The sequence below is a fragment of the Onishia taeanensis genome (genome assembly GCF_003268885.1).
GTDB lineage: Bacteria > Pseudomonadota > Gammaproteobacteria > Pseudomonadales > Halomonadaceae > Onishia > Onishia taeanensis_A.
Map to the genome: position 1 here is coordinate 336088 of NZ_QLSX01000002.1, position 19279 is coordinate 355366.

A 19279-nucleotide genomic window follows, 5' to 3' on the forward strand; every position below is an offset into this window, starting at 1 on the left:
GGTAGAATATCGCCTTTTGACCGCCCCTGACGAGCCACCCGCGTCCGGGCGACGCCATGTCCTCGCTGTCACGTCCAGCCGCGCCCTACAGCGCCACGCACGCCAGAGCAATCAAGGAAGCCCATGACCCAGGCCAGCGCCCAGCACACCCCGATGATGAGCCAGTTCCTGAAGATCAAGCGCGAGCACCCCGAGGTGCTGCTGTTCTATCGGATGGGGGACTTCTATGAGCTGTTCTTCGACGACGCCAAGCGCGCCGCCGCCCTGCTCGACATTACCCTGACCCAGCGCGGCCAGTCGGCGGGCAAGCCCATTCCCATGGCCGGTGTGCCCTACCACAGCGCCGAGGGCTACCTGGCGCGGCTGGTCAAGGCCGGCGAGTCGGTGGCGATCTGCGAGCAAATCGGCGATCCGGCCACCAGCAAGGGTCCGGTGGAGCGAAAAGTGGTGCGCATCGTCACCCCCGGCACCCTCTATGACGAGGCGCTGCTCGATGCCAACCGCGACAACCTGGTGCTGGCCGCCTATCCGCGGGGCGAGACCTGGGGCATGGCCTGGCTGGAGCTTTCCAGCGGGCGCTTCAGTGTACTGGAGGTCGAGGGCGAGGCCGAGATGCTCGCCGAGGTGCAGCGCCTCGACCCCGCCGAACTGCTGATTGCCGATAGCCAGGACCTTCCACCCTCGATTGCCGAGCGCCGAGGCTTGCGCCGCCAGAGCGACTGGCTGTTCGATCTCGAATCCGCGACCCGCACTCTGTGCGACCAGTTCGCGGTACAGGACCTGCGCGGCTTCGGCTGCGCCCACCTCGAGGCCGCCATGACCGCCGCGGGGGTGCTGATCGACTATGCCCGTGACACTCAGCGCTCCCAGCTGCCCCACGTGACCGCCATCGGCGTCGAGAACCGGGACGACGCCGTGGTCATCGACGCCGCCAGCCGGCGCAACCTGGAGATCGACACCAACCTGGGCGGCAGCGGCGACAACACCCTGGCCAGCGTGCTCGACACCACCGCCACCGCCATGGGCTCGCGGCTGATGAAGCGCTGGTTGAACCGGCCGCTGCACGACCGCCCGCGGGTGCTGGCCCGCCAGGCCTCCGTGGCGCTGCTGCTCGACGACGAGGCCTTCGTGGCCCTGCGCGAAGACCTGAAGGCCATCGGCGACGTCGAGCGCATCCTGGCCCGGGTGGCGTTGCGCAGCGCGCGCCCCCGGGATCTGGCGCGGTTACGCGACGCCCTCAATGCCCTGCCCGGCCTCGAGGCGAGCCTCTCGGGCTTCGACGAGGGCACCGCGCTCGATGAGCTCAAGCGCCATATCCGCCCCTACCCTTCCCTTGCCGAGACGCTGACCCGGGCACTGGTCGAGAATCCGCCGGTGGTGATCCGCGATGGTGGCGTGATCGCCACCGGATATGACGAGGAGCTCGACGAGCAGCGGGGCCTGGCCGAAAACGCCGGTGACTACCTGATCCAATTGGAGGCTCGCGAGCGCGAGCGCACCGGCCTTGCCGGCCTCAAGGTCGGCTATAACCGCGTACACGGCTACTATATCGAGATTCCCCGCGCTCAGGCCCGAGAGGCACCGGCGGACTATATCCGCCGCCAGACGCTGAAGAACGCCGAGCGCTTTATCATTCCCGAGCTCAAGGAGTTCGAGGACAAGGCGCTGTCGGCCAAGTCCCGAGCGCTGGGTCGCGAGAAATTGCTTTATGAAGCACTGCTCGACACCCTAGGCGCCGAGCTCGACGCCCTGCAGCAGTCCGGCAGGGCGCTGGCCAGCCTCGACGTGCTGGCAAGCTTCGCCGAGCGCGCCCAGGCGCTGGACTTCGTGCGCCCGACCCTCACCGAGGCACCGGGCATCAATATTCAGGGCGGACGCCATCCGGTGGTCGAACATGTCAGCGAGGCGCCCTTCGTGCCCAACGACCTGGCCCTCGACGACAGCCGACGCATGCTGGTGATCACCGGCCCCAACATGGGCGGTAAGTCGACCTACATGCGTCAGGCCGCGCTGATCACCCTGCTGGCCCATACCGGCAGCTTCGTGCCCGCCGATGCGGCCGAGATCGGCCCGGTGGATCGCATCTTCACCCGCATCGGCTCCTCGGATGATCTGGCCGGTGGCCGCTCGACCTTCATGGTCGAGATGACCGAGACGGCCAACATCCTGCACAACGCCAGCGACAAGAGCCTGGTGCTGATGGACGAGATCGGTCGCGGCACCTCGACCTTCGACGGTCTGTCGCTGGCCTGGGCCAGCGCCGAGCACCTGACCCGCTCGCGAGCCTTCACGCTCTTTGCCACCCACTATTTCGAGATGACCGCCCTGCCCGATCAGGCGCCGGGCGTCGCCAACGTGCACCTGACCGCCGCCGAGCACAAGGACGGCATCGTCTTCATGCACCGGGTGGAAGATGGCCCGGCGAGCCAGAGCTATGGCCTGCAGGTGGCCCAACTGGCCGGGGTGCCCCAGCACGTGATCGCCCGGGCCCGCGAGAAGCTCGCCCTACTCGAACAGCAGGAAGTCGACCAGGGCCAGCGCCAGACGCCCCTGGCCGAGCCGGCAGCGGATAACGGTGCGAGTGTGGCGCCTTCGGCACCGGCGCCGCGCCAGGATGACCTGTTCGCCAGCACGCCGCACCCACTGCTCGACGAACTGGCCGGCCTGGATGTCGACGGTCTGAGCCCACGCCAGGCCCTGGAACTGCTTTATAGATGGCGCGAGAAGGTCTAGGGGCCTGGGCAGAGGCGCCCCAGGCGTGCACCGACCAAGGCACCAGGTCGATGATCCAGACAAGCCGACGGTCAGTTGAACGGGCCGACACGATCAACGGGTAAAGTGCCCGGAACGCAGCTCAACGGGCATGGATTAATGCCGAAACGTTCTGCCCGCCGGCCGCTGCGATGACTTGCTGGCCCTGCACGCCACGACTAGAATATTCGCCCATTAGAATGGCGGCTTCTAATGATCAAGCCGCTTATAACTAGACTAGTCAAACGACTCACTCAGAGGCCCGGCGAGTCATCGAGCCCCTGACAGCTAACGATCGAGGAAGCCCCATGACATTCGTCGTCACCGAAAACTGCATCAAGTGCAAGTACACCGACTGCGTGGAGGTCTGCCCGGTAGACTGCTTCTACGAAGGTCCCAACTTCCTGGTCATCCACCCCGACGAGTGCATCGATTGCGCTCTCTGTGAGCCGGAATGTCCTGCTGAGGCCATCTTCTCCGAGGACGAGCTCCCTGAGGGCCAGCAGGAGTTCATCGAGCTCAACGCCGAGCTGGCCGAGGTCTGGCCGAACATCGCCGAGAAGACAGACCCGCTGCCCGACGCCGAGGAGTGGGATGGCAAAAGCGGCAAGAAGGAACTGCTCGAGCGCTGAGACAGTGCCGTCAAGGCATGCTTCACGAAAAAGGGCCGGCGAGAAATCGCCGGCCCTTTTTCATGCTGCCCCGTCCCGAATAGCGCGGAGGGTGCAGGTGATTGGCGCATGCGCGTCTAAAAACACGGCTGCCGCGCCACCAGAAATCGGTTCGAGTCGTCAGCTGCTTGACTGGCACGCCTCAATTTGCGTGCAGACAAACGTATAAAAAACGGACACAAAAAAGGCGACCCGAAGGTCGCCCGCTCCTAGCCGTTCCTTGAGCATGTCCCTATGCTCGACTCCTGAGGTGACTTCCTTGCCCGGGAACGACCTCCTGTCGTACCAGGCGCACCCGACTACCATCCCGTTGCATCCTGCCGGGAAAGCATCCTGCTTTCCCACATCCCACGCACAGTGTGGCCGCTATGGCAGGGTTCTCAAGTCGGCCAATGGAGGAGAAGACACCCTGCTCCTTATGCATCAGTCATCTAAAAGATCATTAATTTCAAAATCTTAAATAAAAACAAGCGTTTCAAGAGCGATCATTTATTGATCAAAGTCATGTATATCGGGGGCAAGTTGTCGGTAATCTCTTACACGCAATGAGGACATGAGGCGCACTCGCTATAGCGCATAGCATCGCCAGACACAAAAAAAAGGCGCCCACGGGCGCCTTTTCGTCTTACCTTTCATGTCATGTCACTGAGCGTAGCGAGCTCATCCCTGCCCCTTGATGACCGCAAGACCCGGATAGCGCACCGCCTCACCCAGCTGTTGCTCGATTACCAGCAGGCGGTTGTACTTGGCGACGCGATCGGAGCGGCACAGCGAGCCGGTCTTGATCTGCCCCGCCGAGGTCGCCACGGCCAGATCGGCAATGGTGGTGTCCTCGGTCTCGCCGGAGCGGTGCGAGATGACCGCGGTGAAGCCGGCATCCTGCGCCATCTTGATCGCATCCAGCGTCTCGGACAGCGAGCCGATCTGGTTGAACTTGATCAGAATGGAGTTGCCGATCTTCTCGTCGATGCCGCGCTTGAGGATTTTGGTGTTGGTCACGAACAGGTCGTCACCGACCAGCTGCACCTTGTCACCGAGCTTGTCGGTGAGCGCCTTCCAGCCGGCCCAGTCGGACTCGTCCATGCCGTCTTCGATGGAAACGATCGGGTACTGGTCGGCAAGCTCGGCCAGGTAGTCGACAAAGCCCGCGGCGTCATAGCTCTTGCCTTCACCAGACAGGCTGTACTGGCCGTCCTTGAAGAACTCGCTGGAGGCGCAGTCGAGTGCCAGGGTGATATCGCTGCCCAGGGTGTAGCCGGCATCGGACACCGCCTGCTTGATCACCGCCAGGGCTTCGGCGTTGGAGGCGAGGTTAGGCGCGAAGCCGCCCTCGTCACCCACCGAGGTAGAAAGGCCACGGCCCGCCAGCACTTTCTTCAGGGCGTGGAAGATCTCGGCGCCCATGCGCAGGCCTTCACGGAAGGACGGCGCCCCCACCGGCTGGATCATGAATTCCTGGATGTCGACGTTGTTGTCGGCATGCTCGCCGCCGTTGAGGATGTTCATCATCGGCACCGGCATCAGGTACTGGCCCGGCTGGCCATAGAGCTCGGCGATATGCGCGTAGAGCTCGGTGCCCTTGGCGCTGGCGGCAGCCTTGGCGGCAGCCAGGGAAACGGCGAGGATGGCGTTGGCGCCGAGGCTTTCCTTGTTCTCGGTGCCGTCGAGTTCGAGCATGGCGTTGTCCAGGCCGCGCTGGTCGAGGGCGTCGAGCCCCGTCAGTCGCTCACGAATGGCGCCATTGACGGCCTCAACGGCCTTCAGCACGCCCTTGCCCAGATAGCGGCTCTTGTCGCCGTCACGCAGTTCCAGTGCCTCGCGAGAGCCGGTGGAGGCGCCACTCGGCGCACAGGCCACGCCCTTGGCGCCGCTGTCCAGCACCACCTCGGCCTGCACGGTGGGATTACCGCGGGAGTCCAGCACCTCAAGGGCGCGAATATCAACAATCTTGGTCATGATCTCGTCCTTATTATCGCTAAGCGTTGATCCAGTCGGCGTGCCTGGAGGGAGTCACGGCTCCGCTCGTAAAGGGTCTATCGACCACCATCTTGTCGAAAACAGACGTCTATCGGGAACTGCATGCAAGAGCGGATAGACGACCCGCCGGAACGCCGGACCGCCGGACCGCCTTTGCTTGGCTCAGGAAATCGTCAATGCCGGGAAGCCTTTGACCAGGTCATCCAGCGCCTTGAGCTGACTGAGGAACGGCTCCAGCTGATCCAGCGGCAGGGCACAGGGACCGTCGCACTTGGCATTGTCAGGGTCCGGATGCGCCTCGAGGAAGATCCCGGCCAGGCCCACGGCGACACCGGCACGGGCCAGTTCGGCGGCCTGGGCGCGACGTCCATCGGCGCTGTCGGCCCGACCACCGGGGCGCTGCAGGGCATGGGTAACGTCGAAGAACAGCGGATAGCCGGTGGCCTTCATGTCACCGAAGCCGAGCATGTCGACCACCAGATTGTTGTAGCCAAAGCTCGACCCACGCTCGCAGAGGATCAGACGATCGTTACCGGCTTCCTCGCACTTGCGCGTGATATGACGCATCTCGTGGGGCGCCAGGAACTGCGGCTTCTTGATATTGATCACCGCGCCGGTCTCGGCCATGGCCACCACCAGATCGGTCTGGCGGGCCAGGAACGCCGGCAGTTGAATGATGTCGGCAACCTCGGCCACCGGCGCGGCCTGCCAAGGCTCGTGAACGTCGGTGATCACCGGTACCTGGAAGCGCTCCTTGACCTCGGCGAGGATCTCGAGCCCCTTCTCGATCCCCGGCCCACGGTAGGAGTGGATCGAGCTGCGGTTAGCCTTGTCGAAGCTGGCCTTGAAGACGTAGGGCATGCCGAGCTTGCCGGTCACCTCCACGTAGCGCTCGGCGACTTCGAGGGCCATATCGCGGGACTCAAGCACGTTCATACCGCCAAACAGGGTCAGCGGCAGGGCGTTGCCGGCCCGTAGGCCGGCAACCTCGATGATCTTCTGTGGTTCGCTCATATGAGCTCCTTAGCCCTGCGGCTGAGCCTGCGCCTGTTGCCGGGCACGCGCCTGTTTCTGCTCGAGAGCCGCTTGTACGAAGCCCGAAAACAGCGGATGGCCATCGCGGGGCGTAGAGGTGAACTCGGGGTGGAACTGGCAGGCCACGAACCAGGGGTGGTCCGGCAGCTCGACCATTTCCACCAACGACTCATCGACGCTCTTGCCGGAGATCACCAGGCCGGCCTTCTCCAGCTCGCCAATGAACTGGTTGTTGACTTCGAAACGGTGGCGGTGGCGCTCGACGATCTCGTCGTTGCCGTAGGCCTCGCGAGCCTTGGAGCCCGGCTTCAGATGACACACCTGGCCACCGAGGCGCATGGTGCCGCCGAGATCGGAGGCCTCGTCGCGCAGCTCGATCTTGCCTTCGGCATTCAGCCACTCGGTGATCAGGCCGACCACCGGATGCTTGGTGTCGTGGGTAAATTCGGTGGAGTTGGCATCCGTCCAGCCAGCGACGTGACGCGCAAACTCGATCACCGCCACCTGCATGCCAAGGCAGATGCCCAAGTAGGGGATCTTCTGCTCGCGGGCGAAGCGGGCGGTGGCGATCTTGCCTTCCACGCCCCGCTCACCGAAACCGCCAGGTACCAGGATGGCATCCTTGCCGGCCAGTCGCTCCGGGCCATGGCGCTCGATGTCTTCGGAATCGATGTAGTCGATGTTGACCTTGATGCGGTTCTGGATGCCGGCGTGGATCAGCGCCTCATTCAGTGACTTGTAGGCATCCAGCAGTTCCATGTACTTGCCGACCATGGCGATGTTGACCGACTTGAGCGGATTGAGCTTGGCATCGAGCACGCGCACCCATTCATCCAGCTCGGCCTCATCGGCTTCCAGACGCAGCTTGTCACAGACGATCTCGTCGAGGCCGTGCTCGTGCAACATCAGCGGAATGCGATAGATGGTATCGGCATCCTGCAGCGGCACCACCGCCCGCTCTTCGACGTTGGTGAACAGGGCGATCTTGCGCCGCTCGGTCTCTTCGAGCTCGACTTCGCTGCGACAGATCAGGATATCCGGCTGGATACCGATCGAGCGCAGTTCCTTGACGCTGTGCTGGGTCGGCTTGGTCTTGGTCTCGCCAGCGGTCTGAATGTAGGGCACCAGGGTCAGATGCATGAAGATGGCGCGGTTGGCCCCCAGCTCGCTTCTGATCTGACGGATCGACTCGAGGAACGGCAGCGACTCGATGTCGCCAACGGTGCCGCCGATCTCGACCAGGGCCACATCGAAGCCCTCCCCGCCTTCATAGACCCGACGCTTGATCTCGTCGGTGATATGAGGAATCACCTGCACGGTGCCGCCCAGGTAGTCGCCGCGGCGCTCCTTGCGCAGCACGTGCTCGTAGACACGGCCGGTGGTGAAGTTGTTGCTCTGGGTCATCTTGGTACGAATGAAGCGCTCGTAGTGGCCCAGATCCAGGTCGGTCTCAGCGCCATCCTCGGTGACGAATACTTCGCCATGCTGGAAGGGGCTCATGGTGCCCGGATCAACGTTGATGTACGGATCCAGCTTGAGCATGGTGACCTTGAGGCCACGCGCCTCGAGAATCGCCGCCAGCGAAGCGGACGCGATGCCCTTGCCTAGAGAAGACACAACGCCGCCGGTCACGAAGATATATCGTGTCATGGAGAACCTGTCGAAACGTGATCAGAAGGCGCGGAAGGAAACCGCACCAGGATGGGACGACAGAATAGCAGAGTCGCCTTGGCGGCTCAATTTCGGCCCCTGCCTGGAAATGATGGACGCAGGACTGTCAGGCCAGGCGACGCCGCAAGGACGCTGACGGGGCCGCGACGCCGGGGACAGGCCGAAGAGGAGGTCCTCTGCCATGGATGGCAGAGGTAGCGCCCAGGGACGGGTTCACCGCGCCTCCTCGCGGGCCTGTCGCCGGAGACGCTCGCGACACTGGTCGCGCCCCTCGCCAGCATCGCCGCAGAAGCTACACCTCGAGATAATCGAGGATGCCCTCGCCGGCCTGGCGCCCCTCATAGACGGCGGTGACCACCAGGTCGGAGCCGCGCACCATATCGCCACCGGCAAAGACCTTGGCGTTGCTGGTCTGGAAGGGGTAGCGGCCGTGCTCTGGAGCGGTAATGCGGCCACGCTCATCGGTGCTGATGTTGTTCGGCTCGAGCCAGTCGATATCGGTCGGCTGGAAGCCGAAGGCGATCACCACCGCATCCGCTGGCAGGACTTCTTCGGAGCCCGGCACCACCTCGGGACGCCGACGGCCATTCTCGTCGGGCTCGCCCATGCGGGTACGCACGACCTTGATGCCTTCGACCCGCTCCTCGCCGACCACTGCCACCGGCTGGCGGTTGAACAGGAACTCCACGCCTTCCTCGCGGGCGTTGGCCACCTCACGCTTGGAGCCCGGCATGTTCTCCTCGTCACGACGGTAGGCGCAGGACACGCTGGCCGCCCCCTGGCGAATGGAGGTGCGGTTGCAGTCCATGGCCGTGTCGCCGCCGCCCAGCACGACCACCCGCTGGCCTTCGAAAGAGACGTAGTCGGCCGCATCCTTCTCGAAGCCCAGGCAGTGATTGACGTTGGCGATCAGGAAATCCAGCGCCTTGTGTACGCCCGGCAAATCCTCGCCCGGGAAGCCACCCTGCATGTACTTGTAGGTGCCCATGCCGAGGAAGACGGCGTCATAGTCTTCCATCAGGTCATCGATGGTGATGTCACGGCCGATCTCGGTATTGAGCTGGAATTCCACCCCCATCTCTTCGAAGACCGCCCGACGACGCTCCATCACGCTTTTCTCGAGCTTGAACTCCGGGATACCGAAGGTCAGCAGGCCGCCGATCTCGGGGTACTTGTCGAACACCACCGGCGTGACGCCGTTGCGCACCAGAATATCGGCGCAGCCAAGGCCCGCAGGGCCGGCGCCGACGATTGCCACCCGCTTGTCGGTCCGTTTGACTTGCGACATGTCGGGGCGCCAGCCCATGGCGAAGGCGGTATCGGTGATGTATTTCTCCACCGAGCCGATGGTCACCGCACCGAAGCCGTCATTGAGGGTACAGTCGCCCTCGCAGAGGCGGTCCTGCGGGCATACCCGGCCACACACTTCGGGCAGCGAGTTGGTCTCATGGGACAGCTCGGCGGCCTTGAGGATATTGCCCTCGGCCACTAGTTTCAGCCAGTTGGGAATATAGTTGTGGACCGGGCACTTCCACTCGCAATAGGGATTACCGCACCCCAGGCAGCGATCTGCCTGACTGGCGGCTTCGCCTGGCTGGAAGGGCTCATAGATCTCGGCAAACTCCCGCGAACGGGTGCGCGCTGCCTTCTTCTGCGGGTCCTGACGACCCACGTCGATAAACTGAAAATCGTTGTGCTGAAGACGCTCTGCCATGATCGTCTCTCCTCGAAAACTGGAAGGTCAGGGCGGGGCCGCTTGGCGCCCCCGCCGGGACGCGGCCCTTATTCAGGGCCGCCGGGACTCGGCTTACTCGGGTCGCCGCCGGGACTCGGCGAGCAAACTGCCAAGACTCGCGGCCTTGGGCTTCACCAGCCAGAAATGGCGGATGAAGTGGCCGAAGTCCTCGAGAATCGCCTCGCCCCGCGCCGAGCCGGTGGTGGCGACATAGTCCTCGATGACCTCCCTCAGGTGGCGCCGGTACGCCTCCATGGCTTCGGTATTGATCCGGTGGATCTCCACCAGTTCGTGGTTGTACTTGTCGACAAAGGTACGATCCTCGTCGATCACGTAAGCGAAACCGCCGGTCATGCCCGCGCCGAAGTTGACGCCGGTCTCGCCGAGCACCGTGACCAGGCCGCCTGTCATGTACTCGCAGCAGTGATCGCCGGCGCCTTCGATGACGGCAGTGGCGCCGGAGTTGCGCACCCCGAACCGCTCGCCGGCGGTACCGGCAGCGTACAGGGTGCCGCCGGTGGCGCCATACAGGCAGGTATTGCCGATGATCGCTGTCTGGTGGCTCTCGAAGTGGCTGCCTGCCGGCGGCACGATGGTGATCGAGCCCCCGTTCATGCCCTTGCCGACGTAGTCGTTGGCATCGCCCTCGAGATACAGGTTCAGACCGCGAGCGTTCCACACCCCGAAGCTCTGGCCGGCCACGCCGGTGAATCGCGCGGTGATCGGCGCGTCCTCGAGGCCGGCCTCGCCATAGCGCTTGGCAATGGCCCCGGAGGTCATGGCCGCCACGCTGCGATCGCAGTTAGTGATGGTGAAGTCGAACTCTCCGCCGGACTTGTCGTCGATCGCCGAACGCAGCGCCTCGAGCACTTCGAGGTTCTTGGCACCCGGATCATGGGGCACGTTGCGACTCACACGACAGAACTGCGGCGCATCGGCCGGCACGTGGTCGTTCTCAAGCAGCGGCGTCAGGTCGAGCTTGCGCTGAGCGCTGGTCTGGCCCTCGAGCACCTCGAGCAGGTCAGTACGCCCGATCAGGTCGGTGAGCTTGCGCACCCCGAGCAGCGCCATCAGCTCGCGCACTTCTTCGGCGATGAAGCGGAAGTAGTGCTTGACCATGTCCACGGTGCCGCGGAAATGCTCGTCGCGCAGGAACTGATCCTGGGTAGCCACACCGGTCGCGCAGTTGTTGAGGTGGCAGATACGCAGGTACTTGCAGCCCAGCGCGACCATCGGCGCGGTGCCGAAGCCGAAGCTCTCGGCGCCGAGAATCGCCGCCTTGACCACGTCGAGGCCGGTCTTCAGACCACCGTCGGTCTGCAGGCGGATCTTGTCGCGCAGGCCATTGATGCGCAGCGCCTGATGGACCTCGGGCAGGCCGAGCTCCCAGGGGCTGCCGGCATGCTTGATCGAGGTCAGCGGGCTCGCCGCGGTACCGCCGTCGTAACCGGACACCGTGATCAGGTCGGCATAGGCCTTGGCCACGCCCGTGGCGATGGTGCCGATGCCGGGCTCAGAGACCAGCTTCACCGAGACCTGGGCGTCCGGGTTGACCTGCTTGAGATCGAAGATCAGTTGGGCCAGATCCTCGATCGAATAGATGTCGTGGTGCGGCGGCGGCGAGATCAGGGTCACACCGGGCACGGCATAGCGCAGCCGAGCGATCAGCTCGTTGACCTTGCCACCCGGCAGTTGGCCGCCTTCGCCGGGTTTAGCGCCCTGGGCCACCTTGATCTGCAGCACTTCGGCATTGACCAGGTAGGCCGGAGTGACGCCGAAGCGCCCTGAGGCGATCTGCTTGATCTTCGATGAGCGGATGGTGCCGTAGCGCGCCGGATCCTCACCCCCCTCACCAGAGTTGGAGCGCCCGCCGGCCTCGTTCATGGCCTGGGCCAGAGCCTCGTGGGCCTCCGGCGACAGGGCACCCAGCGACATCCCGGCGCTGTCGAAGCGCGGGATCAAATCCTCGATGGCCTCGACTTCCTCGAGCGGCACCGGCTCGGCGGCGGGCTTCAAGGTCAGCAGGTCGCGGATGGTGGCCACCGGACGCTCGTTGACCAGTGCGGCAAATTTCTTCCACTTCTGGTAATCGCCCTGCTGCACCGCCTGCTGCAGGGTGGTCACCACGTCGGGGTTATAGGCGTGGTATTCCTTGCCGTGGACGTACTTGACCAGGCCGCCCTGACCGATGCCCTTGCGCGGGGTCCAGGCCCGGCGTGCCAGCAGCTCCTGCTGCATCTGCAGTTCGCTGAAGCCGGCGCCCTGAATGCGTGACGCCATGTGGGTAAAGCACAGGTCCATGACCTCGCTGCCAAGACCCACCGCCTCGAACAGTTGGGCGCCGCGGTAGGACGCCAGGGTCGAGATCCCCATCTTGGAGAGAATCTTGTAAAGCCCCTTCTGCAGGCCCTTGCGATAGTTCTCGCGGGCGTCCGCCGGGTTGCCGGTCAGCTCGCCGGTGCGGTGCATGTCGGCCATCACTTGGTAGGCGAGATAGGGGTAAACCGCGGTGGCACCGACGCCGAACAGCACCGCCATCTGATGCGCGTCGCGGGCGTAACCGGTCTCGACGACCAGGTTGACCCGCGGGCGCAGCGCCTCGCGACCCAGGTGGTGATGCACGGCGCCCACGGCCAGCGCCGCCTGAATCGGCAGCTGGCCCTTCTCGAGGCCGGCGTCACTCAGTACCAGGATCACCTTGCCGCTGCGGGCGGCGTCCTCGGCCTTCCTGCAGAGCAACTGAATGGCCTGCTTGAGCCCGGTGGTCTCGGGGTCGTAGGCAAGCGACAGATGCTGGCTCGCAAAGGCCGGGTCGTCTTGGCTGACTAGCGCGGTGAATTTGCGCGGCGACAGCACCGGGGTCGTCAGGATCAGCCGATGTGCGTGCTCGGGCGTGGCCTCGAAGACGTTGAGCTCGGCGCCGCAGATGGTCTCCAGCGACATCACGATCGCTTCGCGCAGCGGATCGATGGGCGGGTTGGTGACCTGGGCGAACTTCTGGCGGAAGTGATCGGTGAGCAGGCGCTCATGGCGCGACAGCACCGCCATGGGGGTGTCATCGCCCATCGAGCCCACCGCCTCCTGGCCACTCTCGGCCAGCGGGCGCAGCAGCTGATCGCGCTCTTCGAAGGTGATCTGGAAGAGTTTCTGGTGAACGTTGAGCTCGTCGGTGTCCATGGGCTGGAAGCGGGCCAGCTCGGTCAGCGCCGATTCCAGATAGCTGGCCTCGTCCTTGAGCCAGCGACGATAGGGGTAGGCCGACTTCAGGCGGTTGTCGATATCTTCGGTGTGCAGGATCTCACCGGTCTGGGTGTCGATACCGAGCACCTGGCCGGGGCCGACACGGCCCTTGGCCACCACGTCTTCGGGCCGATAGTTGTAGGTGCCGATCTCGGAAGCCAGGGTGATATAGCCGTTCTTGGTAATCACCCAGCGGGCGGGGCGCAGGCCATTGCGGTCCAGCATGCAAACGGCATGACGACCGTCGGTCATCACCATGCCGGCGGGCCCATCCCAAGGCTCCATGTGCATGGAGTTGTACTCATAGAAGGCGCGCAGGTCACCGTCCATGGTTTCCACGTTCTGCCAGGCCGGCGGCACCATCATGCGCACGGCGTTGTAGATGTCCATGCCCCCGGCCATCAACACCTCTAGCATGTTGTCCATGCTGGAGGAGTCAGACCCTGAGGTATTGACGATCTCGTCGAGTTCAGCGATTTCGGTGAGCCGGTCGTTGACGAAGTTTTCCTTGCGCGAGTTCGCCCAGCCACGGTTGGCCTCGATGGTGTTGATCTCACCGTTGTGTGCCAGCAGACGGAACGGCTGGGCCAGCGGCCAGCGCGGCGCGGTATTGGTCGAGAAACGCTGGTGGAAGACGCAGATCGCGGTCTCGAGGCGCTCGTCTCCCAGGTCCTGATAGAAGGTGGGCAGATCCACCGGCATCATCAGGCCCTTGTAGGACACCACCTGGGAGGAAAGCGAGCAGACATAGAACTCTGGCTCGCCGGCCAGCTTTTCCTCGGCGCGGCGGCGCGCCATAAACAGGTCGACGCCCAGCTCAGCCTCGAGGCGATCGTCACCGGCAGTGATGAAGACCTGACGGATGCGCGGCAGGCAGTCCAGCGCCATGGGGCCACAGACGCTTGCGTCGGTAGGCACGTCGCGCCAGCCATGCACGGTCAGGCCACGGGCCTCGAGCTCGCCGCTGAGCACCTCACGAGCGGCCTGCTCGCGAGCGTCGTCATCCGGCAGAAAGATGCTGCCGACGGCAAAGCCCTCACCGAGCTCGACGCCCAGTGACTCCCGGGCGACAGCCCGCATGAAGTCGGTGGGCATCTTCAGCAGGAGGCCGCAGCCATCGCCGGTCTTGCCGTCGGCGGCGATGCCGCCACGGTGGGTCATGCAGGTCAGCGACTCGATGGCCGTCTTCAGCAGGTCATGGCTGGCCTGCCCTTCCATATGCGCAATCAGGCCGAAGCCGCAGTTGTCGCGAAATTCACCGGGCTGGTGGAGACCTTGTCTCATGGGCGCGCCTCATCAATATTCAGTAGTCTTGTGTCCAGACGGCATTAACGATATATTTATCGGTTTTTCGTTATTTGCATATCGTTGCCAAGTGCCGTTTTCTGGCGCCGAAAAAGGCTAACCAGCATAGCCAGCCCCCTCTTCCGGCGCAATTCCCCACCCGCCTCGACGCCTAAAAAACCGCCGCAAAACGGCACCTTAGCGCATCTTTTGGGCAAAAAACCCTGACAGGTCAACCACTTGGCCCCAGTCCGCACGACAAGCTCATCAACATAGACTTTGGTCGCAAAAAGCCGCACAAGGGCATGCCAATCATGCATAAGGCATGCGAGTTACTTTCTGCTTGTCGACAGTCTGTCATCGTTGGAGCGGTACTCCAGGCCGTTCACTGCCCAAGCCTTGCCGATCATTTTTGTCGCCGATACAGCACAGGTCCAGCTACGAGCCCAGCCACAAAAAAGGCGCCCGTGAAACACGGACGCCTGATCATCAGCGTGGCGATAGACGCCCGCAGCCTCTGGCAGCGGCACCCCCTAGCGACGGGGGAAGTCCGCCAGCAGCCTCTCGAGCATCTCGGCCGGGGTCGCATCGTGCAGGCAGGCATCACCGAGGCTTCGCAACAGCACCAGACGAAGCCGGGCGTCGATGTTCTTCTTGTCCAGTCGCATCACGGCCAGGAAGTCCTCCACGCCCATGTCCTCGGGCGCCGCCAGCGGAAGGCCGGCAGCGGCGATGACCGCCGCCGCCCTCTCCACTTCGTCCTGGGTTAACCAGCCCAGACGCTGCGAGAGCTCGGCGGCCATCAGCATGCCGGTACCCACCGCCTCGCCGTGCAGCCAGGCGCCATAACCCTGGTGCGCCTCGATAGCATGGCCGAAGGTGTGCCCCAAATTGAGCAGCGCTCGGGCGCCCTGCTCGGTCTCATCAGCAGCCACCACCTCGGCCTTGATGGCGCAGCTTCTATAGATCGCTTCGCGCAGTGCGCCGCCGTCAAGGCCACGCAGCGCATCCATCCGCGCCTCGAGCCAGGCCAGGAACTCGAGATCGCGAATCAGGCCGTACTTGATCACCTCGGCGAGCCCCGCCGAGAGTTCCCGGGATGGCAGGGTAGCGAGAGTATCGGTATCGATCAGCACCGCCTTGGGCTGCCAAAAGGCGCCGATCATGTTCTTGCCTCGAGGGTGGTTCACCCCGGTCTTGCCCCCGACCGAGGAATCGACCTGAGAGAGCAGCGTCGTCGGGACCTGAATGAAGGCGACGCCGCGCTGATAGCAGGCCGCGGCATAGCCCGTCATGTCGCCGATCACACCGCCCCCCAGGGCAATCAGGGTGCAGCGACGGTTGAAGCCGGCGGCCAGCAGGGCATCCCAGATGCGGGCCACCGACTCCAGGGTCTTGGTGTGTTCACCGTCCGGCAGTATCACCTCATCGACCTCGAGATCCTCGGGCAGTCCCCGCTTGAAGGCCTCGAGATAGAGCGGTGCGACCGTCTCGTTGGTGACGATCATCACCTGGCGACCGGCGAGATAAGGGGTGAGGGCATCGGGGCGACCCAGCAGGCCGGGGCCGATATGGATCGGGTAACTGCGCTCGTCGAGCGCCACGCTGAGGGTGCGAATAGCGGCGGATTGGGGCATGGAAAAGACTCGGTTAAGAGGTGCAGCAAGGGCCCCGTCAGGCCTTGCAGGACATCAGCGGGTCGAGCTGGCGACTCACGCGGCGCACGATTTCGCCAACCACCGCCTTGGGGCCGCGGCGATCGGTGCGCACCACCAGATCAGCGGTCGCCCGATACAGCGGGTCGCGGCGGGTGAACAGGGTGCGTAGCACCTCTTCGCGATCGTCTCGCTGCAACAGCGGCCGATTGCGGTCGCGCGCGGTGCGCTTCAACTGCTGCTCGACGGTCGTATAGAGATAGATCACCGTGCCACGCTCGCGCAGCGCGCGGCGATTGGCCTCGCGCATCACCGCGCCGCCACCGGTGGCCATGACCACACCGCGATACTGTGTCAGCTCACCGATCACCTGCTGCTCACGCTCGCGAAAGCCGGCTTCACCTTCCACATCGAAGATCCAGGGGATATCGGCACCGCAGCGGGCCTGAATCTCGTGGTCGCTATCGAAGAACTCACGGCGCAGCTCGGCCGCCAGCAGGCGGCCGATGGTGCTTTTACCGGCCCCCATGGGGCCGATCAGAAAGAAGTTGGGGAGATCGTCCTGCATCAGCGAAGGGCCAGCCTGTCCTCGAGAATCCTTGGAGTAATGAATACCAGCAACTCTACCTTCTCGTTCTGCTCTTGGGTATAGCGGAACAGCTGGCCGAGCACCGGCAGATCACCCAGGAAAGGGGTCTTGGCCAGACTGCGCAGCTCCTCGGTGGTGAGGATGCCGCCCAGCACCACCGTTTCGCCGTTATCGACCAGCACCTGAGTCTCGATCTGGTTGGTATCGATAGCCGGCGCACCGTCATAGCTCTGATCGGAGACGGTATCGTTGTTGATGGCCAGATCCATGATCACACGATTGTCCGGAGTGATCTGCGGCGTGACCTCAAGTGACAGCACCGCCTCCTTGAACTCGGTGTTGGTGGCGCCGCTGGAGGTCGCCTCCTGATAGGGGATCTCCTGACCCTGCTTGATGATCGCGGTGCGCTGATTGGCGGTGATCACCCGTGGCTGGGAGATGGTCTGGCTCTTGTTCTCGGTTTCCAGCGCATTGAGCTCTAGATCGAGCAGCACGTCACCGGACAGGTAGCCAAAGGAGAAGCTGGTCGAGGCGGTATTGGTGCTGCCCATATCGACCGCCAGGCCACCGTTGCTGGCGACGCCGGTAGAGGCCCCGCTCAGGTTGGCGCTGCTGCCGTTGCCGAGCACGCCATTGATGCTATCGGTCGACGACATTCCCCAGTTGACGCCCAACTCCTGGGTGACGCCATCCCTCGCGATGACGATTCGCGCTTCGATCTGGACCTGGCGCACGGCGACGTCCAGCTTCTCGACGGTGCGCAGGATCTCGCGGATCTGTTCGGCGGTGTCTTGGATCAGCAGGGTATTGGTGCGCGCATCGACGCTGACGCGGCCACGCTCGGTGAGCAGGCCGAAGCCTTCGCCGCCACGTAGCAACTTGGCCAGATCGGCGGCCTTGGCGTACTTAACCTCCACGTATTCCGTGGTCAGCGGGGCGAGCACCTGCATCTGCTTTCGGGCCTCGATCTCCTGGCGCTCGATGTTGGCAAGCTCACTGGCGGGTGCCACCACGATCACATTGCCCTCGCGACGACTGGCGAGACCATGGCTCTTGAGCACCAGCTCAAGAGCCTGGTCCCAGGGCACATCATCGAGATTGAGGGTGACCCGGCCGCTGACGCTGTCGCTTGCCACCAGATTGAGACCACTGACATCGGAGATGATGGCCAACACGGCGCGCACTTCGATGTCCTGGAAGTTCAGGCTGATACGCTCGCCCTGATAGCTGGTACGCGCCTCTTCGCGACCCGCCTGCTCCTCTCGCGTGACGGGACGCGCTTCGACGATCAACTGGCGGCCCTGGAGCGTCGAGAACATCGCATAATTGCCCCGCGTGTCGATCGCCAGGCGCACGCCATTGGCGACCCGGCTCGGCACGACACGCGTCATCGGCGTGCCGAAATCAGTGACATCGAGCACCTGATCCTGAGCCTCAGGCAAGTCGACATCGGGAAGCTCGGCAATGATGCTATTACCCGACTCACGCACCTGGGAGGCAACCCCGGCCCGATCGAAGTTGACCACCAGTCTTCCTGCACCTTCGACGCCGCGTTGGAAGTCGAAGCTGGAGATTTGCGGCTCACTGCTGACATCGTCAGACGCAGAGGCCGATGAGGCTTGTTCATTCGCCGCGGCGGCCGCTGGCGAGGCATCACCGCCGATCACCAACTCGAGACGATTCCCGACCTGTCGGGTGCGATAGGCCAGCGGCGCGTCGAGATCGAACACCAGCCGCGTACGCGAACCTGCCTCCAGCGTGATCAGCCGATCGACGCCGGCCAGACCGATCTCACGACGGCGCTCGGCGAGGCCATTGGCGGTCTCGACCAGATCGATGCTCAACCGGGGGGGCGAGTCGAGTCGATAGCCGCGCACCTGGGGCACGTCGCCATCGAAGCGCATGTCGACTTCCAGCTCACCGGCACTGCCCTGGCGAACCTCGAGCCCGGTCAGCGTCGACGCGGCCATAGCCGTGGCCGGAAGCCCCCAGGCCAGCATGAATGCCAGCAATACGCGCATCATGATTTGCATCGTCGTGTCCCTTGTTTCCTGCGTGGCACGGTCGTGTCTTCAGCCGGCCTATTTCGTTGTAGGATCATCCAGCGTTAACTGACGCGTATGTTCGATCCAGCTGCCGCGCCCATTGTTGACGACTTCGACAAGCTGCACGGTACGCTCGGTGATACTGACGATGCGGCCATAATCGGTGCCCATATGATCGCCGTTGGTCAGCCGGTGCACTTCACCACCGGGAGCCCGCACCAGCGCCGAGGGCCGGTTACCCACACTCAAGGTACCCACCAAGCTCAGCTTGTCGAGCGGATAGGCCTCCAGTGGCTCCAGGGGGCGATCCGAATCAGGCGCCAGATCGATGGAACCTTCGGGTGCCGCCTCGGGCGCCGGCTGGCGAGCGAGGAAGGGACTTCGGCGGCTCGACTGATCGTAGTCTACGGTGTCGTAATGAGGCAGATCGGGCACTGGCGGCAACTCAAGCCCACTGGGGTCAGCTCGCAGGTCGCCCAGTTTGTTATCCAGCCCGGAGAGGTCGGGTTCGCCACACCCCGTCAACGACAAGCCGAGAGCCAGCGACACCGCGAAAGCCCGAGGCTTGAAAGCTCGGAGCATGAAAGCCCGGGATGCCAAAGCCCGAGGAAAACATTCTCGCAACA

The 19279-nt window shown here is 63.9% G+C and carries 11 protein-coding genes; 2 read left to right on the forward strand and 9 right to left on the reverse strand.

What is annotated here, in order from left to right:
* Positions 1 to 123: 123 nt before the first annotated feature.
* Positions 124 to 2733, forward strand: a complete 2610-nt coding sequence (gene mutS, locus BCL93_RS04260; protein WP_112053862.1) for a DNA mismatch repair protein MutS — start codon at positions 124 to 126, stop codon at positions 2731 to 2733.
* Between the two features lie 326 nt (positions 2734 to 3059).
* Positions 3060 to 3383: a ferredoxin FdxA gene (gene fdxA, locus BCL93_RS04265; protein ID WP_092523025.1), complete on the forward strand. Its 324-nt coding sequence runs from the start codon at positions 3060 to 3062 to the stop codon at positions 3381 to 3383.
* A 699-nt stretch (positions 3384 to 4082) separates the two neighbouring features.
* On the opposite strand, the gene eno is transcribed toward fdxA, so the two are convergent.
* The 9 genes from eno to BCL93_RS04315 all read right to left on the reverse strand — a co-directional run bounded on the left by eno (position 4083) and on the right by BCL93_RS04315 (position 19235).
* Positions 4083 to 5378 (reverse strand): phosphopyruvate hydratase, encoded by a 1296-nt coding sequence (eno, locus tag BCL93_RS04275; RefSeq protein WP_112053864.1) that lies wholly within the window; start codon positions 5376 to 5378, stop codon positions 4083 to 4085.
* Between the two features lie 183 nt (positions 5379 to 5561).
* Complete coding sequence (kdsA, locus tag BCL93_RS04280) at positions 5562 to 6413, reverse strand: 3-deoxy-8-phosphooctulonate synthase (RefSeq protein ID WP_112053865.1); 852 nt, start codon at positions 6411 to 6413, stop codon at positions 5562 to 5564.
* A 9-nt stretch (positions 6414 to 6422) separates the two neighbouring features.
* Positions 6423 to 8084 carry a CTP synthase gene (locus BCL93_RS04285; protein ID WP_112053866.1) on the reverse strand — a complete coding sequence of 554 codons (1662 nt, stop codon included), beginning with the start codon at positions 8082 to 8084 and terminating at the stop codon, positions 6423 to 6425.
* Positions 8085 to 8397: 313 nt separating this feature from the next.
* On the reverse strand, positions 8398 to 9819 hold the full coding sequence (locus tag BCL93_RS04290; RefSeq protein ID WP_112053867.1) for an FAD-dependent oxidoreductase: 1422 nt from the start codon (positions 9817 to 9819) through the stop codon (positions 8398 to 8400).
* A 93-nt stretch (positions 9820 to 9912) separates the two neighbouring features.
* Positions 9913 to 14364, reverse strand: coding sequence for a glutamate synthase large subunit (gltB, locus tag BCL93_RS04295; RefSeq protein WP_112053868.1), 4452 nt, complete (start codon positions 14362 to 14364; stop codon positions 9913 to 9915).
* 533 nt (positions 14365 to 14897) lie between these two features.
* The gene (gene aroB, locus BCL93_RS04300) at positions 14898 to 16001 is read right to left on the reverse strand and encodes a 3-dehydroquinate synthase (RefSeq protein ID WP_112053869.1); all 1104 of its coding nucleotides are present in this window, start codon (positions 15999 to 16001) and stop codon (positions 14898 to 14900) included.
* A 37-nt stretch (positions 16002 to 16038) separates the two neighbouring features.
* On the reverse strand, positions 16039 to 16587 hold the full coding sequence (gene aroK / locus BCL93_RS04305; RefSeq protein ID WP_112053870.1) for a shikimate kinase AroK: 549 nt from the start codon (positions 16585 to 16587) through the stop codon (positions 16039 to 16041).
* Entirely contained in the window at positions 16587 to 18641 is a 2055-nt protein-coding gene (gene pilQ / locus BCL93_RS04310; protein WP_112053871.1) for a type IV pilus secretin PilQ family protein, read from the reverse strand. Before pilQ ends, aroK begins: the two co-directional genes overlap by 1 nt.
* Before the next feature lie 48 nt (positions 18642 to 18689).
* Positions 18690 to 19235: a pilus assembly protein PilP gene (locus BCL93_RS04315; protein WP_112053872.1), complete on the reverse strand. Its 546-nt coding sequence runs from the start codon at positions 19233 to 19235 to the stop codon at positions 18690 to 18692.
* Positions 19236 to 19279: the final 44 nt, after the last annotated feature.

What these genes read in the sequence shown, in the direction of transcription:
- aroB (WP_112053869.1), bottom strand. Translation starts at nt 16,001, where the DNA reads ATGCCCCAATCCGCCGCTATTCGCACCCTCAGCGTGGCGCTCGACGAG.
- BCL93_RS04315 (WP_112053872.1), bottom strand. Translation starts at nt 19,235, where the DNA reads ATGCTCCGAGCTTTCAAGCCTCGGGCTTTCGCGGTGTCGCTGGCTCTC.
- gltB (WP_112053868.1), bottom strand. Translation starts at nt 14,364, where the DNA reads ATGAGACAAGGTCTCCACCAGCCCGGTGAATTTCGCGACAACTGCGGC.
- eno (WP_112053864.1), bottom strand. Translation starts at nt 5,378, where the DNA reads ATGACCAAGATTGTTGATATTCGCGCCCTTGAGGTGCTGGACTCCCGC.
- BCL93_RS04285 (WP_112053866.1), bottom strand. Translation starts at nt 8,084, where the DNA reads ATGACACGATATATCTTCGTGACCGGCGGCGTTGTGTCTTCTCTAGGC.
- kdsA (WP_112053865.1), bottom strand. Translation starts at nt 6,413, where the DNA reads ATGAGCGAACCACAGAAGATCATCGAGGTTGCCGGCCTACGGGCCGGC.
- fdxA (WP_092523025.1), top strand. Translation starts at nt 3,060, where the DNA reads ATGACATTCGTCGTCACCGAAAACTGCATCAAGTGCAAGTACACCGAC.
- aroK (WP_112053870.1), bottom strand. Translation starts at nt 16,587, where the DNA reads ATGCAGGACGATCTCCCCAACTTCTTTCTGATCGGCCCCATGGGGGCC.
- pilQ (WP_112053871.1), bottom strand. Translation starts at nt 18,641, where the DNA reads ATGCAAATCATGATGCGCGTATTGCTGGCATTCATGCTGGCCTGGGGG.
- mutS (WP_112053862.1), top strand. Translation starts at nt 124, where the DNA reads ATGACCCAGGCCAGCGCCCAGCACACCCCGATGATGAGCCAGTTCCTG.
- BCL93_RS04290 (WP_112053867.1), bottom strand. Translation starts at nt 9,819, where the DNA reads ATGGCAGAGCGTCTTCAGCACAACGATTTTCAGTTTATCGACGTGGGT.